Origin of the sequence: Streptomyces sp. CGMCC 4.7035 (genome assembly GCF_031583065.1) — a bacterium.
GTDB lineage: Bacteria > Actinomycetota > Actinomycetes > Streptomycetales > Streptomycetaceae > Streptomyces > Streptomyces yaanensis.
In genome coordinates this window covers 3749497-3776470 of sequence record NZ_CP134053.1, presented here as the reverse complement: position 1 = coordinate 3776470, position 26974 = coordinate 3749497, and the positions used below count along the sequence as shown (strand labels likewise).

Here is a 26974-nt window from a genome sequence, read left to right as displayed (position 1 = left end):
TCAGACGGTCGTCGGGCGGCCGATGCCCGTCAGACAGCCCCGACCAACACCTCGGCCGCGGCGATGCCCGACACGCGCGTCGCCCCGTGCGTGGTCAGGTGGACGGCTCCGGGACGGTCCCCCGAGGGCACGCCCATCTCCACGACCAGGGCATCGGGGCGGCGGCGCACCAGGCCCGCCAGGGCCTGCGACATCCAGCGGTAGCGCGCCGCGTCCCGGACGACGACGACCAGTGCGCGCCCGGCGGCCGACTCCAGCGCCACACGGTCCAACGTGTCCTCCACGTCGGCCAGTTCGGACTCACCGAACCGTACGGATGTCGTGCCTGGGCGCAGGACCTTCAACGGGTCGGCCACGCCCCAGGGGGTGCTGTTGTCGATCGCGAGGTTCGTCGTCGGAGACAGCTCGACCACGTGCGGATCGCCGACCAGCGGGAACTCGGTGCCGGCGTCGGGCTTGCGGTGGACGCGCACTGCGCGGCGGGCCGCCACCAGACCGATGTCGGAGGCGTCGGAACCGGGGGTCGCTCCCTTCCGCAGCCCGGCGGCCCAAGAGGCGAACTCCGCCACGCGGGTCGCAGCTTCGACAAGCCGCTCCTCCGGCAAGGTGCCGTCGAGCACGGCCCGCACGAGGGCGTCGGCCAGTTCGACGGTGATGGACTCCTCGGCGTGCTCGCCGCCGACGCACACCGCGTCGACTCCGGCGGCCACGGCCCTGACGGCCGCGCCGGCGGCACCGTACCGGTCGGCGACGGCGCCCATCTCGATGGCGTCGGTGACGACAAGACCGGTGAAGCCCAGCTCGCCGCGCAGCAGGTCGTTGATGATCCGGTGGCTGAGGGTCGCCGGCATCCGGTCGTCGTAGGCAGGGATGAGCATGTGGGCGGTCATGACGCTGCGCACGCCCGCGTCCATGGCTGCGATGAACGGCGGCAGCGCCGTGCGTGCGATCGTGTCGGCGTCGGCCGAAACCTGCGGCAGTCCATGGTGGGAATCGACATAGGTGTCGCCATGGCCGGGGAAGTGCTTGGCGCAGGCGGCCACACCGGCGGCCTGGAGGCCGCGGATCCAGGCGGCGGTGTGGCGGGCGACGACATCGGTGCGCGCGCCGAAGGAGCGCACGCCGATGACGGGGTTCCTGGGGTTGGAGTTGACGTCGGCGCTGGGCGCGTAGTTCAACGTGACGCCGACGGAGCGCAGTTCGCGGCCGATGTCGTGGGCGACCTGCTCGGTGAGGTCGATGTCGTCGATGACGCCCAGGGCGAGGTTTCCTGGACGGGAGGCCCCGGTGCGCGCTTCGAGGCGGGTGACGTCACCGGCCTCCTCGTCGATGGCGACGACGAGGTCGGGGTTCTCGGCGCGCAGGGACGCGGTGAGCGCGGCGACCTGTTCCGGGCTCTCGATGTTGCGCCCGAACAGGACAACGGAGCCGAGCCCTTCGGAGATCCGACGACGCAGCCAGTCCGGCGCAGTGGTACCCACGAACCCCGGCTGGAGCACGGAGTTGGCCAGCCGCATGAGTTCCAGGTGGCTGCTCTCTGACATGGAGGGGACCTCCGAGGGAAGTGGAGTGCGGAGCCGATGGATCGGAAGACCCCGGCGACGACATGACACAGCAGGCGGATGTTGGACCAGACCAATCGGGCTGTCAAGAAACCGCTTTCCCCGGCGATCGGCTGTGCGGTCAGCGATTCTTCAGCTTCCCCAGCCCGGACGGGCAGGGACGTCGGCACGGGCGATGCGGCCTGTGTGCACGGGTCGGCGGGATGTCCCGGGACACCGCCCGGGACATCCCCATGCCGGGGGGGAGAGTCCGTCCCCCGCCCCGCCGAACCGCACCGAGCCGCTGACACGACGCGGTGTCAGCCGGCCACGATCCTCTCCGCCGCGGCCACGCCGCAGACCCGGGCCGCGCCGTACGTGGCGAGGTGCAGGGCGCCGCGTGGCGGGGACTGCGGGACGCCCATCTCGACCACGATCGTGTCGGGGCGGGCGGCGAGCAGCATGTCGAGGGCGGACCGCATCCACTCGTGCCGGTGCTCGTCACGGACGACCGCGACGATGCGCCGGTCTCCCGCCGCCGCGAGCGCGGTACTGCCCGCGTCGGTGCCGGTGAAGGAGCCGGTCGTGGTGCCGGGCAGCAGCCGCTCCAGCTCGGCGCCGACACCCCAGGGGGTTTCGTCTCCGACGGCGATGTTGGCGACCGGGTCGAACGTGGCGACGTACACCGGCTCGGTGACCGGCGCCGGGGCCGCCGTACGGGTCACGGTGACCGCGCGCCGGGCCGCGACGAGGCCGATCTCCGGGTCGGACGCGCCCGCCGCCTCCGCGTCGCGGGCCGCCTCGGCGGTCCACCGCGCCAGGTCCCGCACCCGGGCGGCGGCATCGGCCAGACGCTCCTCGGGCAGTTCACCGGAGCGGACCGCGGTGACGAGCGCGTCGCGCAGACTCAGCACGGTGCCCTCGTCGCACAGCCCGCCGCCGACACAGATCGCGTCAGCGCCCGCCGCGATCGCCAGGACGACCCCACGCTCGAGGCCGTACGTACCGGAGATGGCACGCATCTCCATGCCGTCCGTGACGATCAGACCCTCGTAGCCGAGTTCGCCGCGCACCATCTCGGTCAGAATGCGGTGCGAGAGTGTCGCCGGGCGCTCCGGGTCGAGGGCCGGCACCAGGATGTGCGCGCTCATCAGTGCCCGGGTGCCTGCCGCGATCGCCGCCCGGAAGGGGGGCAGTTCGCGCTCGTACAGCGTGGCCGTGTCGACGTCGATGCGCGGTATCGCGTGGTGCGAGTCGACGCTGGTGTCGCCGTGGCCGGGGAAGTGCTTGGTGCACGCGGCGACGCCCATGGACTGCAGACCCTCGACATAGGCGGCGGTGTGCCGGGCCACGAGGTCGGTGTCGGCGCCGAAGGAGCGCACACCGATGACCGGGTTGTCGGGGTTGACGTTGACGTCGGCCGACGGCGCCCAGTCGAAGTTGACGCCGCACCCGGCGAGGCGGCGGCCCAGTTCGCGCGCGACGCCCCGGGTGAGGCCGGTGTCGTCGACGGCGCCGAGCGCGTGGTTGCCGGGGAACGAGGAGCCCGTCCGGACCTCGATGCGGGTGACGTCGCCGCTCTCCTCGTCGATGGCCACCAGGAGGTCGTCCCGCTCCGCCCGCAACTGAGCGGTGAGGGCGGTGACCTGTGCGGCGTCTTCGACGTTGCGGCCGAACAGGGCGACCGAGGCGAGGCCTTCACCGAGGCGGCGGCGCACCCAGTCGGGCGCGGTGGTGCCGGCGAAGCCCGGCTGCAGCACTGCGAGGGCGTCGCGGGTGAGGGCGTCAGTGCCCGTGACGAATGTCGTCATCAGTGTGTCACCCCTTCACGGCGCCGTCGGTCAGGCCGCTGACGGCCTTGCGCTGCAGGAAGACAAAGAGGACCAGGATGGGGAGCGCGAACAGCGAGGAGGCCGCCATCGTCGCGCCCCAGTCGTCGCCGAAGGCAGTGCGGAACTGGGAGATCCAAAGCGGCAGTGTCTGCTTCTCGATGCTCTTGTTGAGGATGAGGACGAGCGGGAACTCGTTCCAGGCGGTGATGAATCCGAACAGCGAGGTGGCCATGAGGCCGGGCGCCAGCAGCGGGAAGATCACCTTGATGAAGGCCTGGGTGCGGGTGCAGCCGTCGACCATCGCGGACTCTTCCAGCTCCTTGGGCACGGCGGCCACGTAGCCGCGCAGCGTCAGGATGGTCAGGGGCAGCACCATCATCATGTAGAAGACGGTGAGCGGGACGAGGCTGTCGAGCATGTCGCTGTCGCGCATCAGCATGTAGATGGCGATGACCATGACCTCCCAGGGGGCCATCTGCGCGAGCATGAAGGTCACGATGAAGCCGCGGCGCCCGGCGAACCGCATCCGGGCGAGAGCGAACGACGCGAAGAGCGCGATGACGAGCGACAGGAGCACCGCGAGAACGGTGACGGTGACGGAGTTCGCGACCAGGGTCCAGAAGTGGTCCGCGTGCACCGCCTTGTCGAAGTGCGCGAGGGTGATGTCCGTGGGGACCCACACCGGGTTCTCCGCGATGATGTCGCCCGTCGGTTTGAAGGCCGTGGCGAACATCCAGTAGACGGGGAACGCGAAGCCGACGAAGAGGATGACGGCGGTCGCGTTGGGCCAGAAGCGGCCGAAGAGTGAGCGCTTCACAGCTCGTCCTCCTCTTGCTTGAGCACCATGCGCAGGTAGTACGAGGTGATGACGAGCAGCACCAGGATGGTCAGGAAGGAGATGGCGGCACCCATGCCGAAGTGCTGGTTGCCCACGCCCTCGACGAAGGCGTAGATCGGCAGGGTCTCGGTGAGCCGGTCGGGTCCGCCCTCGTTCATCGCGAAGATCTGTGTGAACGCCTTGAAGATCCAGATGACCTCGAGGAACGTGGTGGCGTACAGGAACGGCCTGAGGAACGGGAACGTCACCGAGGTGAAGCTCTTCCACGCGCCGGCACCGTCCAGGGACGCGGCCTCGTACAGCTCCTTCGGGATGGTCGTGGTCGCGGCGTAGAGGTTGATCGCCACGAACGGGATCGACTGCCAGACGATCAACAGGGTGACCACGGAGAAGGTCGAGAACTGCGTGCCGAGCCAGTTGTGGTCGGCCATGGAGTGCCAGCCGAGCTTGTCCAGAACCCAGTTGACGACGCCGAAGCGCTGCGCGAACAGCCACTGGTAGACGGTGGTGGCCGCGACGGTGGGCATGGCCCAGGCGAGCACCAGGCCCAGCATGAGCAGCAGTCGCATCTTCCTGCCCAGACGGGCCAGCAGGAGGCCGGTCAGGGTGCCGAACACCATGGTCAGCACGACGTTGGCCGCGGTGAAGACGATGGAGCGCTCGACGACGTGCCAGAAGTCCGAGCCGGTCAGAACTTCCTTGTAGTTGTCGACCCCGTTCCACTCGGTGAGGTGCAGGATGAGCTGCCGCGGGTTGAGGTTCTGGAACGACAGCATGCCGTTCTTCACCAGGGGCCAGCCGAGCAGGACCAGGGTGGCCAGCAGTGCGGGCAGCAGGAGCAGATAGGGGGCGGCGGAACGCCGGGCGTGTGAGGTCTTGGTCTCGCGTGCCTCGTCACGCGGAGGCGAGGGTGCCCCGGCCTTGTGGACAACGGGCTCCCCGGCCGTGTCCGTGCCTTCGGTCTGCACTGACATGACGTGTCATCTCTTCCGTGGCCGTACGATCAACACACCTGTGCCGGGGGCGGAGTGCGGCGCCCCCGGCTCAGACTCGTCAGTTCTTCTGCGCCAGGCGCTTGTTGATCTCGCCCTCGACCTGCTTGGCGGCGTCCGCGGGGGACTTACCGTTCAGCACCGCGGTCATGTAGGACTTGATCGGGTTCGGGGTGTTCTCCACCGCGGCCCACTCGGGGATCAACGGGGTGGTGCCACCCACCGCGGCCCCCGGGGCTGCGGCCTCGGCCACGACGTTGCCCTTGAGGTTGGTCTCCAGGGACTGCTTGTTCGGGATGACGCCGTTCGTCTTCGCCAGGGAGCCCTCGAACTCGTCGGAGAGGGCCAGCTTCAGGAACTCCTTGGCCAGCTCCTGCTTCTTGCTGCCCGCGGCCACGGCCAGGTTCGAGCCTCCGAGGAAGACCCCCTCGGGCTTGTCGGCCGTCGCACCGGGGATGGTGAAGTAGCCGAGGTCCTTCTCGATCGCCTTGTTGGCGGTGACGGCGGTGCCGGCCTCCCAGCCCATGCCGATGAAGGCGCCGGTCTTGCCCTTGGCGAACACCTCGGCCTGCTGCGGGGTGGCCTCGTCCTTGTCCTTGGGGGCCTTGGAGTAGGAGGCGTACTTCTTGTAGATCTCCATGGCCTGGGCGACCTTGGGGTCGGCGAGGTTGGAGACGTACTTGTCGCCCTCCTTCTTGACCAGGTCCGCGCCCTGGCCGATGGTCAGGCCGTCGAAGAAGTACCAGTTCTGGCCGGGCATGTAGAGCGGCTCGGCGTCGGTCTTCTTGCCGATGGTGTCGAGGTCCTTGAAGAACTCGTCCCGTGTCTTCGGGGTGCTCTTGATCCCCGCCTTGGCCCAGATCTTCTTGTTGTAGATGACGACGCGGTTGGCGAAGTACCAGGGTGCGGCGTACTGCTTGCCCTCGTAGACGGAGGACTGGGAGACGGACGGCGTCCAGTCGGCGCCGATCTCCTTCTTCAGATCGCCCAGGTCGGCAAGGCCACCGGTGGCGGCGTAGGCCGGGGTCTGGGTGTTGCCGACCTCAAGGACATCCGGCGGGTTCGATTCGGAGAGGGCCGTCGTGACCTTCTGCTGAATGCCGTCCCACTTCTGGATCTCGAACTTCAGCTTTGCGCCGGTCTTCTTCTCGAACGCGGCCTGCAGGTCCTTGCTCCAAGCGGGCGGCGCGGAACCGTCCATCGTCCAGACCACCAGGGTCTGGCCCTTGAAGCCGTCCGCCCCCGTCTTCTTGCCGCTGTCGCCGTCGTCCCCGCCGCACGCCGCGACCGAAACCATCATGCCTGCGATGCCAATCGCGGCTATCAGCTTGCGCTTCACGCCACCCTCCTCAGGGATGCCACAAACCCCCCACGCCCCCGGCGGTTACCTGCGTACGGCGCTACGGCCCGTCGGGCTGGGACCCGGCCTCTAATGGTGTAGACCAGCACGGTGAGCTTGGCCTAGACCTATGGGGGTGTCAAGGCCGGTTCGACAAGCTGATGCCGTCCGTTACCAGAAAGACACCAGGCGACCTTCCGGTCATCAATGCGCACTCTTCCGCCGAACTCCCCTCGGACCAGGGCTCATTGACCTTTGGACTAGACCATTTGACGGTCTGAGGCTATAACGGGACCGCCGAGCGCACGGCGCCCGAACCTCGGCCGTGCGACAGAACGAGCCACGACCCGGTGCGGGCCGGCCGCATCGGGCACCGGAGCCGGAAAGGCAGGTCATGACCACCGACGTCAGCAGCGCCCAGGACGAGCAGGCAGCGCCCGGCCATACCGCGCGAGTGCCCAAGTACTACCGCATCAAGAAACAGTTACTCGAGATGGCGGAGGCACTCACACCCGGCTCGCTCATGCCGCCCGAGCGCTCGCTCGCCGTCGAGTTCCTCACCTCGCGCACCACGGTCCGCAAGGCGGTGCAGGAGCTGGTGGGCGAGGGCCGGCTGAACCGCGTGCAGGGGAAGGGCACGTTCGTCGCGTTGCCGAAGGTGTACCGGACCCTCCATCTGACCTCCCACACCGAGGACATGCGGGCCCAGGGTCTCGAGCCCGCCTCGCAGGTGCTCGACATCGGCTACATCACGGCGGGCGAGAAGCTGTCCGTCCTGCTCGACACGGATGTCGACGAACGCGTGTTGCGCATCGAGCGGCTGCGGCTGGCCGGCGGCGAGCCCATGGCGATCGAGACGACGCACCTGTCCGCACAGCGCTTCCCCGAGCTGCGGCAGTCCCTGACCGAGTACACCTCGCTGTACACGGCGCTCGCCGAGGTGTACGGCGTACATCTGGCGGAGGCCGACGAGACCATCGAGACATCCCTGGCGAATCCACGGGAGGCCGGGCTCCTCGGTACCGACGTGGGCCTGCCGATGCTGCTGCTGTCCCGCCACTCACGAGACGCCGAGGGCAAGCCCGTGGAATGGGTCCGCTCGGTGTACCGCGGTTCCCGCTACAAGTTCGTCGCCAACCTGACGCGCCCGGCGGACTGACCTCACGCCATCGCACCCGTCCGTGCCGACCGGGTGCCATCCGCGTCGTCGGCGCCCCCTACGGAAGCCTTCTCGACAGCCCCGCCACGGGCCCGAGCGTCGCGTTCGCCGCCACGTTCCTGCACGTCGCCTTCGCCGCCCTGGCACTGGGCACCGCGATGCCCGTCGCGGTCAAGGCCTCGACGGACTCTCGCTGTACGCGGTCGCGTTCGGCGGCTGTCTCAGCGCGAGCCTCATCGGCACGGTAGTGGGACCAGCGGCTGCTGCGGCACGCCATCCCGGTGGATCCTCGCGGCGCTGGAGGGGTGGGAGGCCCGCGACGGCAAGCCACGCCGCACCTTGGCCGACCCCTGGTGAGCGCGCGACGGCGACCTACGAGCGGCGACGGGGCTTGCCGCGCCCGGTGCCCTTGGGGCCGCCGGAGCCGCTTCGTGGGTTCCGGCCGGTGGACTTCTTCGCCGCGGGCTTCTTCCCCGCGGGCTTCTGGCGCCCGGCGGCCGCGTCGGGCTGCTTGCGCTTCGCCTGGGCCTGGGGCGCCGTACGCCCCCGGGTGCTGTTGACCGTCCGTCCTCGGACGATCCCGATGAAGTCCTCGACGAGGTCGGTGGTCGCGTCCTCGGGCCACGACAGCGCGACGCTCGACTGGGGGGCGTCCACAACGGGCCGGTATGTGAGATCCCTGCGGTGGTGCAGACGCGCCAGCGACTGCGGTACGAGGAGGAGTCCGACGCCCGCCGCCACGAGTTCGATGGCGTCCGCCGTGGTGGCGGGGCGCTCGAAGGCGGGCTCTCCGGGCGGCTGCTCCCAGCCGAGGACGTCGTCGAGGGGGTGGAAGACCACCTCGTCGGCGAGGTCGTCGACGGACACCTCGTCCGCCGCTGTCACGACATGGTCCTTGGGGACCACGACCACCGTCGTCTCGGTGTAAAGGGGGATCGCGCTGAAGACCGTACGGTCGACCGGCAGCCGTACGATCCCCGCGTCCGCTTCGCCGCCGCGCATCACATCGGATGCCTCGGCCGCCGACACCTGGACGAGGGTCAAGGGGACATCGGGTAGGCGCTCGTTCCAGATCCGCACCCACTTGGCGGGTGTCGCCCCGGGGACGTACGCGAGCCGGAACGAGGGGGATTCTTCCGAGCTTGTCACCCCGCCAGGTTACCGGGCGTGGTCGGAGGTCTCGTACGGGGCCGATAGTCTGGACACCATGAAGTCGCACCAGACCACCCAGACGATGAAGCCGGCGACCGCGGCGAAGAAGCTGGGTGTGTACCTCCCTGCCACCCCCGCCGAGTTCCAGGAGGGTGTCGTCTCGCGCGCCGAACTGAACGAGCTCCAGGCCAATCCGCCCGAGTGGCTGCGGGAGCTGCGACTGAGCGGCCCGCACCCGCGCCCGGTGGTCGCGGCGAAGCTGGGCGTCTCCATCGCCGGCCTCGCGCGCGGCGGCGTCACCGAGGCCCTCACGACCGAGCAGATCGAGGCGCTGAAGAACGACCGGCCCGAGTGGCTGGAGAAGGAGCGCGCCACCCAGGCCGAGGTCCGCAAGGAAGCGGCACGCATCAAGAAGAGGAACGCCGAACGCGCGGAGGAGACCCGCGAGCCGCGTTCCTGACCTCGATCCTTCGTCAGTCCTTCGTCAGCCCTTCGTCAGCCCTTCGTCAGTCCTTCGTCGGCGACGACCGCCCGTCGATCAGCTCGCGCCGGAGCCAGCGCTGCCGAAGGAGCCGCTGGAGCCCGGGCGCCAGCGGGGCCGTTTCTGATCCTCGCTGCGTTTGCTCCCCGAGGGGTGCATCTCGTGCGGGGTGAGGCGTTCGCCTTCGTCCTCGGCGTGCGGCACCTCGTCCGGCTCCCTCATCTCCCGGGATTCCATGACGGGTCCCGACGGCGGCGGGTTCGGCTGGTCGGACGGCCGCGGCGGTCCCGGTTCCCGGCGGCGCACCTTGGTGCCGAGCCTGATGGACCACACCAGGGCACCCGCGATGACGAGGCCGCCGAGGAAGGCGCCGATCATGCCCCACGCGGCATCCGAGGCAGCCATTTCAAGTGAGATCGTATTCATGTGGCCCAGGTACCCCTGCCGGGCACATGAACACACCGCCGACATCCGGCGTGCGCCCCCGCCACCGTCTGCCTTGGGCTCGGTCGGCCATGGCGAACACCGACACAGCGGGCGTGGCGCGACCTCGTCCACTCGGCTGCGGCGATAGCGTCGCGACGAACGGTCATGATCCGGACCGGCGGTCGCACCGCGGGCCGATACAGGCATGGGCCCCGCCGTGGCCGCTTCTTCACCCCGACCGGTTTCCGCCGACGCGACCGGGGCACCCGCGACGCGCCCGTGCGCTGTTCGGCCCACGCGACGGGGGCGACGCCGCGGGGGCGGCGGCCCGTGGAGGAGGACGATGACGGAACTGTCGGAACGCGGCGCCGAGCCGAAGGCCTCCCCCACGTCGTCTCTCGGCCGGACGCTGCTGCGCTGGGCCACGACGACCGATCACAAGGTGATCGGTCGTCTGTACATGGTCACAGCCTTCTGCTTCTTCCTGTTCGCCGGTCTGCTCGCCATGGGCATGCGGGCCGAACTCGCCCGTCCCGGGCTGCAGTTCATGTCCTACGACGTCTACAACCAGCTCTTCACGGTGCACGGCACGGTGATGATGCTGCTCTTCGCCACACCCATGTTCGCCGGGTTCGCCAACTCGGTGATGCCCCTGCAGATCGGCGCCCCCGATGTGGCCTTCCCGCGCCTGAACGCGCTGTCGTACTGGATGTACCTCTTCGGCGGCCTGATGGTCGTGTCGGCGTTCATGGTGCCCGGTGGTGCGGCGGCATTCGGCTGGTTCGCGTACGCCCCGCTGAACAGCGCGTACTACTCCCCCGGCGCCGGCGGCGATCTGTGGGTCATGGGCCTGGTGGTGACGGGCGTGTCGACGACCCTCAACGCGGTCAACTTCATCGCCACGATCATGTGTCTGCGGGCCCCCGGCATGACCATGTTCCGGATGCCGATTTTCACCTGGAACACCCTGTTCACCTCGATCCTGGTGCTGCCGGCGTTCCCCGCGCTCACCGCCACACTGCTGGCCCTGGAGGCGGACCGAAAGTTCGGGGCACACGTGTTCGACGCGACGAACGGCGGCGCCCTCCTGTGGCAGCACCTGTTCTGGTTCTTCGGCCACCCGGAGGTCTACATCGTCGCGCTGCCGTTCTTCGGGGTCGTCTCGGAGATCATTCCGGTGTTCTCCCGCAAGCCCTTGTGGGGCTATCTGCCGATGATCGGCGCGACGATCGCGATCACCATGCTCTCCGCCATCGTGTGGGCGCACCATATGTTCGCCACCGGCGCCGTGCTGCTGCCGTTCTTCTCCCTGATGTCGTTCCTGATCGCGGTGCCCACCGGGATCAAGTTCTTCGCGTGGATCGGCACGATGCACCGGGGGTCGCTGTCGTTCGAGACGCCGATGCTGTGGGCGCTCGGGTTCATGGTGTCGTTCCTGCTGGGCGGCCTCAGCGGCGTGCTGATCGCGTCCCCGCCACTCGACTTCCACGTCACCGACTCGTACTTCATCGTGGCGCACCTGCACTACGTGCTCTTCGGCACCGTGGTCTTCGCGATGTTCGGGGGCTTCTACTTCTGGTGGCCCAAGTTCACCGGGAAGATGCTGGACGAGCGGCTGGGCAAACTGCAGTTCTGGCTGCTGTTCCCCGGTTTCCAGCTGACTTTCCTGGTGCAGCACTGGCTCGGCGCGGAGGGCATGCCGCGCCGCTACGCCGACTATCTGCCGGCCGACGGCTTCACTCTGCTCAACACGCTGTCCTCGATCGGGGCGTTCCTGCTCGGCGTGTCCACGCTGCCGTTCCTGTACAACGTCTGGTACACCGCCCGGCACGGCGAACGGGTCACGGAGGACGACCCGTGGGGATACGGCCGCGGGCTCGAATGGGCGACGTCCTGTCCGCCGCCGCGCCACAACTTTCTGGCCCTGCCACGCGTGCGGTCCGAGTCACCCGCCTTCGACCTGCACCACCCCGAGGTCGTCCGGCAGGCCCTGGAGGAGGGACTGCGATGAAGGTCGAGGCACTGCTCTTCGGCGGCGTCGCCCTGTTCTTCGCGGGCTCCGCCGCGCTGTACGGCGCGTGGTCGGGGGAACCGGCGGGTACTGCGGTGCTGATCATCGCCTTCGGAATGGCCGGCCTGGTCGCCTTCTTCTGCCTGATCCAGTACCGGCGCCGGGGATCCCGTCCCCAGGACCGCACGGACGCCGAAGTGGTGGACGCGGCGGGTTCCCTGGAGTTCTTCCCTCCGCACAGCGCGTGGCCCGTGATCACGGCGCTGGGTTTCGCCGTCGCCGCCCTGGGCGTGATCTACGGGCTGTGGCTGTTCCTCATGGGCGTCGGGGTGCTGGCTCGGGGGGTTCTGGGGATGGCGTTCCAGTACGTGAATCGCCCGGACTGAGCGGCTTCCTGGGCGCTCCCGGCGGGAACCGCGTCACGGGCCGGTGGTCGCTCTCGTAGCCACCCTCCACGGTCTGCCGCACCTCCCCGGTCTCCTCCCCCTCGACAAGACGTTTCTGCTCCGCCTCCAGCACGGCGCGGCACAGCCGCCGGGTCAGCAGGAAGGCGATGACCGGCCCCACCACCAGGGTGATGCGCAGGATCCACGTCAGGGCGTTCACGGAGATCCGGAAGCTGAACGCCAGGATGTCATTGCCGCCGGCCAGCAGCAGGACGCCGTAGAACGTGATCCCGGCGGCGCCGAGACCGGTGCGCACGGGCCGTTCCCGGGGCCGGTCGCACAGGTGCTGTTCCTCGCGCCACTCGCCGGTGAGCCGCTGTTCGACGAACGGATATGCGTACAGCACGAGGAAGAGCAGCCCCGGCAGGACGACCGCCGGCAGCAGGACGTTCCACATGATCGTGTGGCCGGCGACGTTCGTCTCCCAGGGCGGTACGAGCCGCAGCGCGCCCTCCAGAAAGCCGACGTACCAGTCGGGCTGAGAGCCGGTCGACGCCAGGTCCGGCCGGTAGGGCCCGTACACCCACACCGGGTTGATCTGGGCGATGCCTCCGAGCAGCGCCAGCACGCCGAAGACCATGAGGGACAGTCCTGTCGAGGACGCCGTGAACTGCGGGAACAGGGGTTTGCCCACGACGTTTCGATTGGTCCTGCCGGGGCCTCGCCACTGCGTGTGCTTCAGGTGGAAAACCAGCATGAGGTGCACCGTGACCAGGGCGATCAGCGCGCCGGGCAGCAGCAGGATGTGCAGGCCGTACAGGCGGGCCACGATGTCCTCGCCGGGGAACTGGGACCCGAACACGAACATGCTCACATACGTCCCCACGACCGGAAGGGACAGCATGATGCCCTGCGCGATGCGCAGCCCCGTGCCGGAGAGCAGGTCGTCGGGGAGCGAGTAGCCCGCGAAGCCCTCGGCCAACGCGATCATGAAAAGGGTGACGCCGATGACCCAGTTGATCTCCCGGGGCCTGCGGAAGGCACCGGTGAAGAAGATCCGCAGCATGTGCAGGCCGATCGCGCCGACGAACACCAGGGCCGCCCAGTGGTGCATCTGCCGCATGAGCAGTCCGCCGCGCACGTCGAAGCTGATGTGCAGGGTCGAGTCGAAGGCCTCCGACATGAGCACACCGCGCAGCGGTGCGTACGGTCCGACGTAGGCGACTTCCCGCATCTCCGGCTTGAAGAAGAACGTCAGCCACACACCGGTCAGGATGAGGACGACCAAGCTGTAGAGCGCGAGTTCACCGAGGAAGAACGACCAGTGATGGGGGAAGGCCTTGCGCAGCAGTCCTCCGCCGCCATCAAGCACGGGCAGCCGCCCGTCGGCCGCATCGGCGAACCGCTCCCCGGCGCTGCGGGCCCCGGCCGTCGGCTGCGGGGCCGGTGGCCGAGGCTCCCCGCTCACGTGGTGTCCATGTCGTAGTCGGCGGGCCCCTCACACCGGTCCCGGTCCACGGAACGCCTCCTTCTGCCGCCTCTCGCCGGCTGCTCCATGCGATGCATTGCCGTCCGGGTCGGCGGGTGAGTACCCCGTCACCGCGAAACACTCGCGCGCCCGGGAGAGTGCACCCGTTCGGATGTGTGTGCCGGCCCGGCAAGGAGCCTGAGCGTTCCGCTGGAGGTCCGGTGTGCCACCTGCGAGTGCGTCGCTCGCGCAGTTCCCCGCGTGGTGCGCTACCGAACCGCACCGGACTTCGCCGAACCCGCTCAGAGCGCTGCGCCGGTCCGCAGGACGGAGTGTCCACTGCGCCAGGCCTTCAGGAGACGGGTGCCGAGCCGGTCCTCGAGATATCCGGTGGCCCGGATGCCGAAAACGACGTCCGCCTCCAGACCGGGTTCGCTCTCCAGCAGGCCGCCGATCACGTCGTGGCGTACGACTTGCTCGTGGACGGCGTCGGCGACCACGTGCTCGTCGTAGAAGCGCGTGGCGGCCTCCCCCGCGCCCACCCGGCGCAGTGCCTCGGCCAGTCGGCGGGAGCCCGGCGACGAGGTGACCTCCACTGCCGCGAAATGCCCCGTCAGGGCCCCGCGCAGACGGCGGTGCAGACCGAACAGCGACATCAGGTTGACGGTGGCGAGCATCTCCGCGGGCGCGGCCTCCAGGTAGTACCCGTAGGCCGTGGTGAGCCCCAGGTCCGTCATCAGGTCGGCGAAGAGACCCGCGTGGATCTCCTCGGCCCGTCCCGCCCCGAACTCGTCGAACTCCACGGCCGCCATGGCCGCCTTGGCCCGCCCGTGCAGCCGGGGGATCACCCAGGCGTGCGGGTCCGCCTCCTTGAGGTGGTACAGCGACCGCAGCGCCGCGTACTCCCGCAGGTGGCCCGACTCGCCGTGGTCGCGAAGGAAGTAGGTGACGCCGGTGCCGTCGTCACCGACCGGTTCGACCTGGAGCTCGTCCAGAGCCTGCTGCGCGCCGACGCCGACGGGGACGTCGGCCCGCAGGGCGCCGAGGAAACGATCCTCAAGGGCGCGGCGGAAGGCGAGGAGGGCGGGATCCCATTCATGGTCGTCGTCGACCCCGTCGAACCCCTGGTAGTGCAGTTCGTACAGCACGTACAACGCCAGCTGCAGATCGTCGCCGTAGGGATCGCTGTCCGCCAGGGAGGCGAGCGACAGCGGGCTGCCCCTCTCGCGCAGCGCGCTGACCACGGCGTGCGAGAGCGGGCCCCTGGCGAGCGGCAGGGGCGGGCTCGACAGGCGCGGTTCCGCTCGGCCGCTCGTCACTCGCGCGTCTCCCCTCGGGCAGGTTCGTGTTCGTCCGGCACCTTCCCGCGGCGACGATGGCTGGTGTCGCACCAGGGGTAGGCACGGCTGCGTCGGCAGGTGCAGATCGCCACGACGAACCGTCGGCTCACGACGGCTTCGCCGTCCGGGCCGATGACCTCCACCGGCCCCTCGACCAGCAGCGGACCGTCGCGGTCGGCACGGATGCGGCAGACGCGTTCACGCTCGTACGGCACGGACCACCACCAGCTCTTCCACCAGGTCGTCGGCCGGCAGACCCCGCTCCCGCAGCCAGGCGAGCCGGGACCGCAGCACCCGGCCGAAGGGGACCCTCAGGCGATCCGTGACGGCGGCGCTGAGCCCCACCGCGGCGAGACGGGACAGGGTGTCCTCCACCCCGCACAGCGCGGAGTGCACGACCAGGAGGGCGCCTTGGGGGCGTAGCAGGGCGGTCGCCGTGTCACAGATGCGGTCCAGCAGAAGTCGCCCGTCCAGGCCCGCGTCCCAGGCCCGGGCGGCGCCCCGCGGGGACCCGTGACCGGGGGACGGCACATACGGCGGGTTGCTGATCACCAGGTCGAAGGAGCATCCGGGCACGGCCGATGCGAGGTCGCCGTGGCGCACGCTGATGTACTGCCGGCTGAGCAGCGCGTTCATGCGGGCGGTGAGCACGGCCCGCCAGGAGATGTCGACCGCGGTGACGCGCGCGCCGAGCCGTGCGGCCTCCAGCGCGAGGGCTCCGCTGCCGGTGCCCAGGTCGAGGACGTCCGTCCCCGGGACGATGTCCTCACGGCGCATGGCCCGGGTCAGGAGCCAGGTGTCCTCCTGCGGCTCGTACACACCCGGCGGGGTCCACGGGGCCGACCGAGGCGGCGAACAGCGGGTTACGACGGTCATCGGCTCCTCCGTGCGAAGACACGCACCGAGTCCCCCGCAGTGCGTGAGCGACACGTGGGGCCGTGATTGAGCCCGGATGATGAATCGGCCCGTCCGGTGTTCCCCCTGGGCGGCGGGGGCGAAACACCCTGCGGCTCACCCGGCCTACGGCAGCCTGCGAGGCCCGACCACCACCGCGGCCGCCCCCGCCCGTCTCCCACTCCGACGCCGCCCCCACCGCTCGACCAGCGAAATCACCCATCTCGGCCGCAACCCGCGCCCGCGCCCGCGTCCGTGGAGCAGCCCCAGCACGATCGCGGCACCCGCCGCGATCAGGTGCTCACGGCCGGCCAGATTGGGCACGGCGATCGACTCCCACACCATCGACCCACCCGTGAGGGTGAACACGACCGGGGCACGCCGGACCACGGAGAGATAGGTGAACAGGCCCACCACCGCGGCGGACGGTCCGGTGTCCAGCACCTGCCCGATCTCGCGCGACAGCCCGAGCCCCCACCAGCCCGGCCCGAACGCGATCATCACCCGCACGCTGAGGGTGCCGGCCAGCGTGGTCGCATAGGCGATGGCCAGTGTTCTGGCCCGGCCGAGCGCGAGTTCGGCCAGAGCGAACGCGAGGAACAGTTGTGTGATGCCCGCCCACACCGGCAGGTCCAGCGCCGGGACATACAGCGACACCGGAGTGCGCAGCAGGGCCAGCCACAGCGGCAGGTCAGCCGTGACGCCACCGAGAAGCCGTACCACCACCGCGCCGGTAGGCCGCTGCGCCAACGAGTGGAAGAAGATGACGCCGAAGGCGGCCACGAACGCCAGCGCGAGCCCGGACAGCCCACGACGCAGCAGTTGCCGCACCGGATCGACGACGATGCCATACCACTCGCCCCGCAGCGTGCCGCCGAGGAACATCGCGCCCCGGACGGCCACGACACGCAGGCGCCCGCCACCGGACGTGCCGGACGAAGGCCCGTCGGCTCCCGGGACGCTGCCGCGCGCACGGTCGCCCCCGGCACTGCCGGGACGCCAATCCGTCTCCTGAAGCATGGACTTCCCCCCAACACCCACAGCGCGGGCCCTCGTACGGTTGGAATCCAGACCCCGGCCGAATGGTTCCCTGGCGCATGCCCAAGGCCGTTTCCGTCACGCTCTGCCCGTGCGTGGCGACGCGGCGTCCTCTGGGCTGGGCAGGTCACCCGGCCAGAGGCAGCATGGAAGTACCGGAAGCCAGGACCCAGGCGTGAAGCGATGCCGGCGCGCGGGAGCGCACAGCGCGCCGGCGGGCGGAGGAAGATCTGGGATGACAGCCGAAACCTTCCAGCCCAACGGTGACCAGCCCGGCCCAGGAGAGCCCCGGTCGACCGGCCTGCTGGACATGCTCAGCGTCGCCGCGGTGGTGCTGGACACCGGCGGACGGATCGTGTTCTGGAGCCCGCAGGCCGAGGACCTCTTCGGCTACACCGCCCAAGAGGCCCTGGGCAAGTACGCGGCACGGCTCATGGTCCACCCGGAACACCTACAGGCCGTCCTGAGTCTGTTCTCCGAGGTGATGGAGACCGGCCGGAGCTGGTCCGGTGCCTTCCCCATCCGCCACAAGGACGGCAGCACGCGTGTGATGGAGTTCCGCAACATGCGGCTGCTGAACGACCTCGGGGAGGTCTACGCCCTGGGCATCGCGGCCGACCACACCGTTCTCCAGCGCGTCGAGACCGACCTGGCCCTGTGCGAACGGCTGGTCAACCAGTCCCCGATCGGCCTGGCCCTGATGGACCCCGACCTGCGCTGTCTCCTGGTCAACCCGGCGCTGGAGCGCATCGACGGCATACCCGCCGATGAACACATCGGGCGCCATCTGCGGGAGACCCTGCGCTTCCCCGACATCGACACCATCGAGTCCGCCCTGCACCAGGTGCTGACCACCGGCACCCCCCTGCTGGACCAGTATCACGTGGGCCGGACCCCCGCCGACCCTGACCACGACCACGCCTGGTCCCTCTCCTTCTACCGGCTGGAGGACCCCGGCGGGCGTGTCCTCGGTGCGGCGACCTCGGTCGTCGACGTCACCGAGCGCCACCGCGCGGCCACCGAGGCCGACCGGGCCCGGCGTCGCCTGGCCCTCATCGCCGACGCCTCCGCCCGCGTCGGTACCACCCTGGAGGTGGACCGGACGGCTCGGGAACTGGCCGAGATCGCGGCCCCCGAGCTCGCCGACGTGGTCGCCGTCGACGTCCTCGACTCCGCCCTCGCCTGCCGCCGCACCGGCAAACCGAGCAGCGGCCCGGAACTCTTCCGCTCCCTTGCACTCAAGGCGGCCCATCCCACCGTGGCCCTACGCGCGGCCGATCCTCCCGGTGATCTCGCCACCTACGACGGCGACCGCTTGGTCACCCTGTGCGTCCACACCGGTCGGCCGGTCCTGGTGCGGCATGTGTCCGACAAGGATCTACAGCGCATCGCCCGCGACCCCGCGGCGACCACGCTCCTGGCCCGCGCCGGCGTCCACTCCTATCTGGCGGTACCGCTGATCGCCCACGGCGAGGTGATCGGCGCCCTCGACCTCAAACGCACCCGTAACCCGGTCCCGTTCGACGACGACGACGTCATCCTGGCCTGTGAGCTGGCCGGCCGCGCCGCCGTGGCCATCGACAACGCCCGCTGGTACGAGAGCGTGCGCAACACCGCCCTCACCCTCCAGCGCAGCCTGCTGCCCCACCACCCCCCGCACCAGACCGGCCTGGAAGTCGCCACCCGCTACCAGCCCGCCCAGGCCACCAGCGAAGTCGGCGGCGACTGGTACGACGTCATCCCCCTGACCCACGACAAGACCGCACTGGTCGTCGGCGATGTCATGGGCAACGGTATCGACGCCGCCGCCACCATGGGCCGGCTGCGCACCGCCACCTGTGCCTACGCGGATCTCGACCTTCCCCCCGACGTGGTGCTCCAGCACCTCGACAAGATCACCTGCGATCTGGAGCACTACATCGTCACGTGCCTCTACGCGGTGTACGACCCCCACGACAGGCAGTGCCGCATCGCCAACGCGGGGCACATGCCGCCCGCGCTGGCCCGCCCGGGCCACGCCCCCGTACTGCTCGACCTGCCCACCGGAGCCCCGCTCGGCGTCGGTGGCATCCCCTTCGAGATCTCCACCGCCGAACTCGGCCCCGGCGATCTGCTGATCCTCTACACGGACGGCCTCGTCGAGACCCGGCACCACCCCATCGACGACCGTCTCAACGTTCTCCTCAGCCTCCTCGACGAGCCCCACCGGCCCCTGGAGGACACGTGCGACCTCCTGCTGAACGGTCTGCGCCACCCCGACGACCACGACGACGTCGCCCTCCTCGCCGCCCGGGCCCAGTAGGCGTCGCGCACACCGCTCGGGCTCGGTCCACCGTCCCCTACCCCGGCACCGATCGGCCAACCGGCCCTCCGTCCGGGCGCCTCAACGGCGGAGGGCGGCGAGATCGGTGCCAGGCAGGTGGATCCAGCCCTCCTGGCGGGCGGCCTCGCGCTCGTCCGGTGAACGTGGCCGGAGGGTGTCGCCGATCAGGACAGCCCGGGCGACCAGGGCACACACCAGGGCGTCGAGATGGTCGTGGCTGTCGGCACACCGCGCGCGCACCGAATCGGGGAGGGCCAGCCCCAAGCCCTCCTCCACCGAGCGGACGATGTGCTCCCTGAGGGCGCGTGCCTCGGGTGTGGCGCTCTTGTAACTGTGGGTGAGACGGATCCCCCACCGCCGCAGTGCGGCGGCGGGATAGACCTCGGCGACCGGTCCGGACCCGTCCCGGGGCACGGAGACACCCGTCGCCGCGAGGGCATCCAGCAGATAGGCCGCTCGCAGCGCCACGACACCCAGGAGATCGGTGGACACCGACAGCGGTGGCCGCATCGAGGTCGCCTTCCAGGTGACGTCGTCGGTCAGCCGGAACCGCAACGCGTCCAGCCCGGGCCTGCCGTCCGCGCGCTCCTCGAACCGGACCGGGGGCGGCAACCGCACACCCCGGTGGTGGGCCAGCACCGTGGCTACGAAGCTCGACGGCCAGCCGAGAGGACAGTCGAGGCCGGTCTTGTCGGCGGCCCGGACGGCCGCCAGCAGTTCCTGGTCCCCCTCGGGCACCAGGAACTCCGCCGTCAAGCCGTCCCCGTCACCCCAGACCACCCGGCACACAGCGGTACGCCGTGCGCTCGCAGCCAGATCGACGCCGACGGTCACCGTCTGTCGTTGCCTCATGCCGGGATCCTCCCGCACCGGGCCGGACAGGCCCACCGCACCGGGAGCGCGGACTCGGCGCGGCACGCCGCCCACTGCCCGGCCGCGACGCACGGTAGCCGGGATCCGCCCTGCGGGCCACGACGCACGGTAGCCCGGACCGCCCTGCGGGACACGACGCACGACACCCGGGCCCCACCCGTCGCGAGCCGCGACGCACGACACCCCCGGCCCCACCCGTCGCGGGCCACGACACCGTGCGGGCCGCCGCTCCCCTGTGCCGGCGGCCCGCACGTATCCTGCTGGGCCGTGCCGGAGCCGGCTACGGCCGCCGGAGCGCGGATGTGCTGGAGTAGTTCAAGAACCTCGATGGGCTCGGTTGGAGTGTGGAACAGCCGGGGGCCGCGCCGGTATGGGTACAACTGCGTATCCGGTCGGCCGGAGGAGCGGAGAAGAACACGTGGCACACGGGCTGGGCAAGGCCTACGAACGCATGTTGTCAGTGGCCGTGGCGGCGCTCCACGAACGTGAACCCGAGCGGCTGTGGCCGCTGCTGGCCGGCACCCTGCCTGAGGTGTGCGGCGGCGAGGCCCTCATCTACAAACTGGACGAATGGACCGAGAGCGGGGGCACGGTCGGTCTCTCGCCCGGCGTCGCCGCGGAATTCGCCCTGCTCGGGGAGGAGGCCATGGGTCTCCTGCGTGCGGGATACCCCTTCGCGGATCATTACGCGAAGGGGTACGACAGAGCTCCCGTCACAGCGCGTAGGGCGGCGGGCCCCGCATGGTCCGCGAGCCCGACCGCGAGTCTGATCGGCGACATCATGGACGCGGATCACGTATTGGGGATTCCGCTGCCCCAGAGGGCCACGCCCATCACCGGATGTCTCATCTACCGCTCCGGTACGGACTTCACCGACGACCACGTCCGCATGGCGCAACTCCTGCAGCCGCTGCTGGCAGCCGTCGACCAACAGCGGCAACTCCTGGAACGATGGCAGCGACTGGTCGTTCCGAACGCTGCCCCGAGCACCGCTGACGAGCGGGCCGCGGCCTGTGATCTGACGCCCCGGGAGACGACGGTCCTGCTCCTGCTCACCGATGCCCTGACTGCCACCGCCATAGGCCGCCGCCTCGGCATCTCCGAGCGCACGGTGCACAAGCACATCGAGAACATCTACCGCAAACTGGGCACACGCGATCGCATCAGTACGGTGCTCCGCGCCCAGCAGATGGGTCTGGTCCCCACGCCCTCCGCGTCGCACCATCAGCGCAGCAAGGCCCAGAAGTGAAGTACGGCCCGTGGACCGGGTGCTCAGGGCCGGTGGAAGGTAAATAGGTCGACAGCGCCCCGCCGCCCCGGCAAAGTGGCCGCCCGTGACGAGCAGTGAGCTGTGGACCCGGGCGACCGCCGACCGCTACGACGCCGAGGAGACCGAGATGTCCTCGGCTGCCGTTCTCGGACCGACTGTCGCCTTCCTCGCCGAACTCGCCGGAGACGGCCGAGCACTGGAGTTCGCCATCGGAACCGGACGAGTGGGCGTCCCGCTCCGGGAACGCGGCGTGCCCGTAGAGGGAATCGAACTGTCCGAGCACATGGCAGCGGTCCTCCGGTGCAAGATCGACGAGGACACACTTCCCGTCACCATCGGCGACATGGCCACGACCGTCGTACCGGGCGAGTTCACCCTGGTCTATCTCGTCTACAACACCATCACGAACCTGCTCACGCAGGACGAACAGGTCGAGTGCTTCCGCAACGCCGCACGTCACCTGGCACCCGGCGGCCGATTCGTCATCGAACTGGGCGTGCCGCCGCTGCGGTTCCTGCCGCCCGGGCAGGTCGCGGTGCCGTTCGACGTCTCCGAGCGGCACCTCGGCTTCGACACCTTCGACCTGGTCGAGCAGATTCTCGTCTCGCACCATCTCACCCGCGACGGCGACGACGGCCGCTACCGCCGGGGCAGCTCCCGGCACCGCTACGCGTGGCCGGCGGAGCTCGACCTGATGGCACGGATCGCGGGGCTCGAGCTGGAACGGCGTGTCGCGGACTGGAACGGTGCGCCGTTCACCCAGGACTCCGCGAAGCACATCTCCGTGTGGCGCAAGCCGGCCTGAGGCCACATCCGCTTCTGCTGCATGGACCGGAAAGCTCGGTCATACCAGGTCCTCCCTGGATAGCGTCACCTTCGCCCGGTCGAGACGCTCCCGGAGGCAGGTGGCGGCCTTCTCCGGCTCGCCCTGGCGGACGAGGCGTTCCGCCACCGCGACAGCGCCGCTCACCGTGCCGTTGTGGGCGAGTGCTTCGACGGGTGTGGCGAAAGGGGCGAGTTCCGTCTCGGCCTTCTCGGCGTGACCGCAGCGCTTGAGGACATCGGCGCGCGCGAGGACCCGTTCGTGGGGGCTGCCGCCGTGGCGGGCGAAGTAGTCATCGACGTGGCAAGGGCTTCGTCGGCCCGGCCGGCGTCGACGAGGGTGCGGCACAGCACACGGATGATCCCATCGGCGTCTTGTCAACGGAAACGCGGTGGGCCGGGCCCTCGGGGAGCCGGGCGTGATCGGCCGGTGCTCATCGCCGGCTCCTCTGCCTTCCTGGCTCCCCCAAGACCTGACGCGGCGTTCAGTACTGCTCGTTCTCCATGAAACCCGTGCTCCCGTTGTCGTCCGCGTCGAAGGCAGCGGCGGTCGGGTCGAATCCGGGCGGGCTGTCCTTGAGTGCCAGGCCCAGGCCGGCCAGCTTCGCCTTGACCTCGTCGATCGACTTCGCACCGAAGTTGCGGATGTCCAGGAGGTCCGCCTCGGAGCGCGCCAGGAGCTCACCCACCGAGTGGACGCCCTCACGCTTGAGGCAGTTGTAGGAGCGGACCGTGAGCTCCAGCTCCTCGATCGGCAGCGCGAGGTCGGCGGCGAGGGCGGCGTCCGTCGGGGACGGGCCCATGTCGATGCCCTCGGCGTCGATGTTCAGCTCACGGGCGAGACCGAACAGCTCCACCAGGGTCTTACCGGCGGACGCCATGGCGTCACGCGGACGCATGGCCTGCTTGGTCTCGATGTCGACGATCAGCTTGTCGAAGTCGGTGCGCTGCTCGACACGCGTGGCCTCGACCTTGTACGTGACCTTCAGCACAGGGCTGTAGATGGAGTCGACCGGGACGCGGCCGATCTCCTGGCCCACCTGCTTGTTCTGCACGGCGGAGACGTAACCGCGACCGCGCTCGACGGTCAGCTCCATCTCCAGCTTGCCCTTGCCGTTGAGCGTGGCGAGGACGAGGTAGGGGTTGTGCACCTCGACACCGGCCGGGGGCGCGATGTCGGCGGCGGTGACCAGACCCGGGCCCTGCTTGCGCAGGTACATCACGACCGGCTCGTCGTGCTCCGAGGAGACGACCAGCTGCTTGATGTTGAGGATCAGGTCGGTGACGTCCTCCTTGACGCCCGGCACGGTGGTGAACTCGTGCAGGACACCGTCGATGCGGATGCTGGTGACAGCAGCGCCGGGGATCGACGACAGGAGGGTACGGCGGAGGGAGTTGCCGAGGGTGTAGCCGAAGCCCGGCTCCAGCGGCTCGATCACGAACCGGGAGCGGAACTCGTCGACGACCTCTTCGGTCAGTGACGGACGCTGAGCGATCAGCACGAGGTATTGCCTCCAGTGTTTGGCGCCCGCTCTGTGACGCCGTAGACACTATGAAGGGTACGGGCGGTTCGGCCGCCTATGAGGCCGAACCGCCCGACCCCGTCCGTCTGCCGACCGGTCGGCAGACTCAGCGCATGCTGGAGTGGAGTCCAACGTTCACCCACTCCTGCCCCTGAAAGTCAACCACCAGCACAGTTCGTAGGCGCATACTGGGGGCAATGACAAAGCCTGTTGCACCGAAGCGTCATCTGCCCACCAGCCCCTTCAAGGCCCCGGTCACGCCCGCCCCCAAGCATTTCGCCGTGGGCGACCAGGTCACACACGACGTGTACGGCCTCGGCCGGGTGATCGGCATCGAGGATGGAATCGCGGCACTCGTGGATTTCGGCTCGGCGCAAATGCGGATCTTGAGCCCGTACGCCAAGATGACCAAGCTGTAGGACCGCGTGCCCGGTCACGGCACCACCAGGCCCCCTCAGGGACCTGTAACGAAAGGGAGACCTCTCATCGATCTGACGTCGCTGTTCTCCGCCCCGGAAGGGCAACCCCGCGGTTCCGCCGCAGCATCGCCGCCTCCGACGACCAACCCCTTCCAAGCCCCGGACTTCGGGGAAGACGAAACCTTCCTGCCGGAGGAGGTACAGGGGCCCGCCTCGGGCACGCGTGCGGCACAGTCCAAGGCGGCTTAGCTCCCACGCTCGCGATGGTCTCGACAGCTGGCCGCGGGCCGTCTCCGGTACTGCGGCCAGGAGTGCAGCCGTCTCGATTCCCGCCTCATTCGGCGACGGTCAACGGCGTTCAGCCGGGACCATCTGCCGGGCCCTTCCGTAGGAAAGCCGCCCACGAACGCAGGTGAACGCCCCTGCGCACAGCCCAGCACCCCATCAACACAGTGATGGGGTGCTCCTGGGCCGTCCCCTGGCCGTCCAAGGCCGGCCGACGCCAACCAACAACGCCAGAAACCCACGGCAGCTGAGCAGTTCAGAGCCGTGGGCTTCTTCATTCCCGCTGGTCAGCCGGACCGGTGATCAGTAGACCGGCAAGTCAGACCGCACTGGACTCTCGTCTCGCACCACCTCACCCGCGGCGACGACGGCTCCTACCGCCGAGGCAGCTCCCGGCACCGCTACGCGTGGCCGGCGGAGCTCGACCTGATGGCACGGATCGCGGGGATCGAGCTGGAACGGCGTGTCGCGGACTGGAACGGGGCGCCCTTCACCCAGAACTCCGCGAAGCACATCCCCGTGTGGCGCAAACCGGCCCGAGTCACGCACCCGCCACCGTGCAGCGCCGCGGCCTTTACGCCGCTGCTCAGCAGGTGCTTGGTGAACTGGTCGACAGCGTGCTGGGTGTCCAGAAACATGATCACGCGCCCGTCGCGGGCAGCGATTTCGGCGGCGGTGGCGTACGTGTCGGCGGCGTGCACCTGCAGCACGTGATGCTCCATCGTGGTGACCGCGCCCGCCGAGGGGCCTGACCTCTCCGAAGCCTCCACGACCGAACTCCTCACGACGCAACGCGCCTCGGACGCCCGCCGGCTTCCACCACAGCCGAAACCGCATCAGCTCGACCAGCGACCACATCACTCGACGGGACGCCATCCGCCATCGCCCATCGCGTCGGACAGCTTGCCGATCGCGGCGCATCTCTTCCCGGTCGCAGAGGTCTCTGTGGTCGAGTGGCCCGTGCCGCCAGGGGATGTCGCCCGGCTTCGGCGGCAGTGACCAGGCGGCCTCCTGACTGACGGGAAGTCAAGCAAACCTTGCGGACCGCTCTGAGGGCCCTGTTTCAGCAGTGTGTCCCGTGTCACACACTCCACAGGCCGTCCAAGTTGTCCGCATCACAGCGTGAATGTCCATTTATCGTCCATGCTCGAAACGGACACCAACTCCCGAAGTGGAGCTTATCGGCAACGCCTTGGGCACGAATTCCCAAAGTGACCCATGACACAGCTTTCGCGACATTCCCGCCTGTTTCCCAGGAAAGGTGCCCCATTATGGCCGCTTACCTCTGTCCTCCTGCCGTGATACACGGCGAGCACACCGTGGAGACCAGCCAGATCGTGGCGGAGGTGCACGACCGGCATCCGCACGCGGCGTGGGCGCCGCGGATCGACGGCATCGCGGCCAACACGGGCATCGAAACCCGCGGGTGGATGCTGCCGCTGGAGGCCGCCGTCGCGCCCGGCAACGGCGGCGGCCTGCGGGCTGTCGGCATCGGGCCGGCCCAAGAGGCGTTGGCACGCGACGGGTTCACCCAGCAGGACGTGGACCGCGTGATCGCCGCGCTAGAGGCGATACCCGCGCCGCAGACCGTCCAGGAGCGCACCGCGCCGGCCTGGGAGGCCGTGCAGTCCTACGGGGAGCGTGCGGCGCGTGGGGCCCTGCAGATCGCCGGGCTGGACGCCGCGGACATCGACTGCCTGATCACCAGTCACTCCACCACCCCGGCACTGCCGGGTCTGGACATCGCCCTGGCCAACAAGCTCCCGCTCCGCAACGACGTGATGCTGGTGCCGGCCACGCAGTGGGCCTGTACAGCGGGGACCCGCTCCCTGGCGCTGGCGGCGGATCTCGTGGCCGCGGATCCCGACCGGGTGGTCCTGGTCGTGATCGCGGAGGCGCTGAGCACGACCTACCAGCCCGCGGACGACACTCTCGAGTCCCTGATCGTCCGGTTGCTGTTCGCGGACACCGCGGTCGCCGTGGTGGTCACGGGCCGCCCGAGGCGCGAGTCGGTGCTGCGGCTGGACGCCGCCTGGCACCACACCCTGCCCGGCACCCAAGACCTGCACCGCCTGGAGACGCGGTCGGACGGCACCCACTTCGTGATGGACCGGCGCGGGCCGCGTGCCGTACAGGAGACGGTCACCGCGATGTGGGAGTGGCTGCGCGTCCGTTACCAGGACCACCCCGACGCCTGGCACCCCGACGTGCTGCTCGCGCACCCCGGCGGGACCCGGGTGCTGGAGTACATGGAGCAGACGATGCCCGACGCGTGGCCGTCGGGGCTGCTGGACTACAGCCGGGAAAGCTACACCAGCGGCAACCGCGGAGGCGCCGCCGTGTTCGACATCATGCGGCGGGCGCACGACGCCGGGCAGAAACCGGGCGACCGTGCCGTCCTGTACGCGGCGGCACCGGGCCTCACCGCCACCGCCCTGGAAGGGGAGTGGCTGTAGTACGAGCCCGCGCCACCAGCACCAGCAAACGGGCCGGTGGCGTCACCAGTGACGCCACCGGTACCGCTGAGGGCACCGTCCCTACCGTCGGTGACGCCGGGTGACG

General features: G+C 69.7%; 24 protein-coding genes and 2 pseudogenes. 10 read left to right on the top strand and 16 right to left on the bottom strand.

Annotated elements, in window-relative coordinates; all coding sequences use genetic code 11:
- Window positions 1-29: 29 nt before the first annotated feature.
- The 5 genes from Q2K21_RS16105 to Q2K21_RS16085 form a co-directional block, all read right to left on the bottom strand.
- Entirely contained in the window at window positions 30-1544 is a 1515-nt protein-coding gene (locus tag Q2K21_RS16105) for a glycoside hydrolase family 3 protein (protein WP_310771314.1), read from the bottom strand.
- Window positions 1545-1861: 317 nt separating this feature from the next.
- On the bottom strand, window positions 1862-3352 hold the full coding sequence (locus tag Q2K21_RS16100; protein ID WP_310771312.1) for a glycoside hydrolase family 3 protein: 1491 nt from the start codon (window positions 3350-3352) through the stop codon (window positions 1862-1864).
- Window positions 3353-3359: 7 nt separating this feature from the next.
- Complete coding sequence (locus Q2K21_RS16095; RefSeq protein ID WP_310771310.1) at window positions 3360-4190, bottom strand: carbohydrate ABC transporter permease; 831 nt, start codon at window positions 4188-4190, stop codon at window positions 3360-3362.
- The gene (locus Q2K21_RS16090; protein WP_386275524.1) at window positions 4187-5185 is read right to left on the bottom strand and encodes a carbohydrate ABC transporter permease; all 999 of its coding nucleotides are present in this window, start codon (window positions 5183-5185) and stop codon (window positions 4187-4189) included. The genes Q2K21_RS16095 and Q2K21_RS16090 overlap by 4 nt, the downstream gene beginning before the upstream one ends.
- A gap of 79 nt (window positions 5186-5264) precedes the next feature.
- Complete coding sequence (locus Q2K21_RS16085; protein WP_310771308.1) at window positions 5265-6542, bottom strand: extracellular solute-binding protein; 1278 nt, start codon at window positions 6540-6542, stop codon at window positions 5265-5267.
- A 394-nt stretch (window positions 6543-6936) separates the two neighbouring features.
- On the opposite strand from Q2K21_RS16085, the gene Q2K21_RS16080 reads away from it, so the two are divergent.
- Window positions 6937-7701, top strand: coding sequence for a GntR family transcriptional regulator (locus Q2K21_RS16080; protein WP_310771307.1), 765 nt, complete (start codon window positions 6937-6939; stop codon window positions 7699-7701).
- Window positions 7702-8073: 372 nt separating this feature from the next.
- Here the strand turns inward: Q2K21_RS16080 and Q2K21_RS16075 are convergent, their stop codons facing one another.
- The gene (locus tag Q2K21_RS16075; RefSeq protein ID WP_310771303.1) at window positions 8074-8850 is read right to left on the bottom strand and encodes a LysR substrate-binding domain-containing protein; all 777 of its coding nucleotides are present in this window, start codon (window positions 8848-8850) and stop codon (window positions 8074-8076) included.
- Between the two features lie 58 nt (window positions 8851-8908).
- On the opposite strand from Q2K21_RS16075, the gene Q2K21_RS16070 reads away from it, so the two are divergent.
- Window positions 8909-9313 (top strand): DUF5997 family protein, encoded by a 405-nt coding sequence (locus Q2K21_RS16070; RefSeq protein ID WP_310771301.1) that lies wholly within the window; start codon window positions 8909-8911, stop codon window positions 9311-9313.
- A 78-nt stretch (window positions 9314-9391) separates the two neighbouring features.
- Here the strand turns inward: Q2K21_RS16070 and Q2K21_RS16065 are convergent, their stop codons facing one another.
- Window positions 9392-9739: a DUF6479 family protein gene (locus Q2K21_RS16065; RefSeq protein ID WP_386275521.1), complete on the bottom strand. Its 348-nt coding sequence runs from the start codon at window positions 9737-9739 to the stop codon at window positions 9392-9394.
- 364 nt (window positions 9740-10103) lie between these two features.
- Between Q2K21_RS16065 and ctaD the strand changes: the two genes are divergently transcribed.
- Window positions 10104-11771, top strand: a complete 1668-nt coding sequence (ctaD, locus tag Q2K21_RS16060) for an aa3-type cytochrome oxidase subunit I (protein ID WP_310771296.1) — start codon at window positions 10104-10106, stop codon at window positions 11769-11771.
- On the top strand, window positions 11768-12157 hold the full coding sequence (ctaF, locus tag Q2K21_RS16055) for an aa3-type cytochrome oxidase subunit IV (protein ID WP_310771293.1): 390 nt from the start codon (window positions 11768-11770) through the stop codon (window positions 12155-12157). The genes ctaD and ctaF overlap by 4 nt, the downstream gene beginning before the upstream one ends.
- On the opposite strand, the gene qcrB is transcribed toward ctaF, so the two are convergent.
- From qcrB to Q2K21_RS16030, 5 genes are all read right to left on the bottom strand, one after another.
- Window positions 12087-13625 (bottom strand): cytochrome bc1 complex cytochrome b subunit, encoded by a 1539-nt coding sequence (gene qcrB / locus Q2K21_RS16050; RefSeq protein WP_386275519.1) that lies wholly within the window; start codon window positions 13623-13625, stop codon window positions 12087-12089. The genes ctaF and qcrB overlap by 71 nt on opposite strands.
- 302 nt (window positions 13626-13927) lie before the next feature.
- Window positions 13928-14944 carry an iron-containing redox enzyme family protein gene (locus Q2K21_RS16045; protein ID WP_310771291.1) on the bottom strand — a complete coding sequence of 339 codons (1017 nt, stop codon included), beginning with the start codon at window positions 14942-14944 and terminating at the stop codon, window positions 13928-13930.
- Window positions 14941-15180, bottom strand: a complete 240-nt coding sequence (locus tag Q2K21_RS16040) for a CDGSH iron-sulfur domain-containing protein (RefSeq protein ID WP_310771289.1) — start codon at window positions 15178-15180, stop codon at window positions 14941-14943. The genes Q2K21_RS16045 and Q2K21_RS16040 overlap by 4 nt, the downstream gene beginning before the upstream one ends.
- Window positions 15164-15841, bottom strand: a complete 678-nt coding sequence (locus Q2K21_RS16035) for a HemK2/MTQ2 family protein methyltransferase (RefSeq protein ID WP_310771286.1) — start codon at window positions 15839-15841, stop codon at window positions 15164-15166. Before Q2K21_RS16035 ends, Q2K21_RS16040 begins: the two co-directional genes overlap by 17 nt.
- Before the next feature lie 144 nt (window positions 15842-15985).
- The gene (locus tag Q2K21_RS16030; RefSeq protein WP_310780998.1) at window positions 15986-16744 is read right to left on the bottom strand and encodes a hypothetical protein; all 759 of its coding nucleotides are present in this window, start codon (window positions 16742-16744) and stop codon (window positions 15986-15988) included.
- A 388-nt stretch (window positions 16745-17132) separates the two neighbouring features.
- Here Q2K21_RS16030 and Q2K21_RS16025 point away from each other — a divergent pair, with 388 nt between their 5' ends.
- The gene (locus Q2K21_RS16025) at window positions 17133-19199 is read left to right on the top strand and encodes a SpoIIE family protein phosphatase (RefSeq protein WP_310771284.1); all 2067 of its coding nucleotides are present in this window, start codon (window positions 17133-17135) and stop codon (window positions 19197-19199) included.
- Window positions 19200-19280: 81 nt separating this feature from the next.
- On the opposite strand, the gene Q2K21_RS16020 is transcribed toward Q2K21_RS16025, so the two are convergent.
- The gene (locus Q2K21_RS16020; protein ID WP_310771282.1) at window positions 19281-20072 is read right to left on the bottom strand and encodes a DUF429 domain-containing protein; all 792 of its coding nucleotides are present in this window, start codon (window positions 20070-20072) and stop codon (window positions 19281-19283) included.
- Between the two features lie 472 nt (window positions 20073-20544).
- Between Q2K21_RS16020 and Q2K21_RS16015 the strand changes: the two genes are divergently transcribed.
- Together Q2K21_RS16015 and Q2K21_RS16010 are read left to right on the top strand one after the other, a co-directional pair.
- Window positions 20545-21342 (top strand): helix-turn-helix transcriptional regulator, encoded by a 798-nt coding sequence (locus Q2K21_RS16015; protein WP_310780996.1) that lies wholly within the window; start codon window positions 20545-20547, stop codon window positions 21340-21342.
- Between the two features lie 85 nt (window positions 21343-21427).
- Entirely contained in the window at window positions 21428-22168 is a 741-nt protein-coding gene (locus Q2K21_RS16010; RefSeq protein ID WP_310771280.1) for a class I SAM-dependent DNA methyltransferase, read from the top strand.
- 39 nt (window positions 22169-22207) lie between these two features.
- On the opposite strand, the gene Q2K21_RS16005 is transcribed toward Q2K21_RS16010, so the two are convergent.
- Window positions 22208-22534, bottom strand: a complete 327-nt coding sequence (locus Q2K21_RS16005) for a hypothetical protein (protein ID WP_310771277.1) — start codon at window positions 22532-22534, stop codon at window positions 22208-22210.
- 136 nt (window positions 22535-22670) lie between these two features.
- Complete coding sequence (locus Q2K21_RS16000; protein WP_310771275.1) at window positions 22671-23687, bottom strand: DNA-directed RNA polymerase subunit alpha; 1017 nt, start codon at window positions 23685-23687, stop codon at window positions 22671-22673.
- Window positions 23688-23905: 218 nt separating this feature from the next.
- On the opposite strand from Q2K21_RS16000, the gene Q2K21_RS15995 reads away from it, so the two are divergent.
- Both Q2K21_RS15995 and Q2K21_RS15990 read left to right on the top strand, forming a co-directional pair.
- Window positions 23906-24127, top strand: a complete 222-nt coding sequence (locus Q2K21_RS15995) for a hypothetical protein (RefSeq protein WP_310771273.1) — start codon at window positions 23906-23908, stop codon at window positions 24125-24127.
- A 621-nt stretch (window positions 24128-24748) separates the two neighbouring features.
- Window positions 24749-24946, top strand: a pseudogene (locus tag Q2K21_RS15990) (SAM-dependent methyltransferase); the annotation flags it as partial.
- Window positions 24947-24963: 17 nt separating this feature from the next.
- Here the strand turns inward: Q2K21_RS15990 and Q2K21_RS15985 are convergent.
- Window positions 24964-25158: pseudogene (locus tag Q2K21_RS15985) on the bottom strand (DEAD/DEAH box helicase); the annotation flags it as partial.
- Between the two features lie 525 nt (window positions 25159-25683).
- Here Q2K21_RS15985 and Q2K21_RS15980 point away from each other — a divergent pair.
- Window positions 25684-26868 (top strand): beta-ketoacyl-[acyl-carrier-protein] synthase family protein, encoded by a 1185-nt coding sequence (locus Q2K21_RS15980; protein WP_310771271.1) that lies wholly within the window; start codon window positions 25684-25686, stop codon window positions 26866-26868.
- Window positions 26869-26974 lie beyond the last annotated feature (106 nt).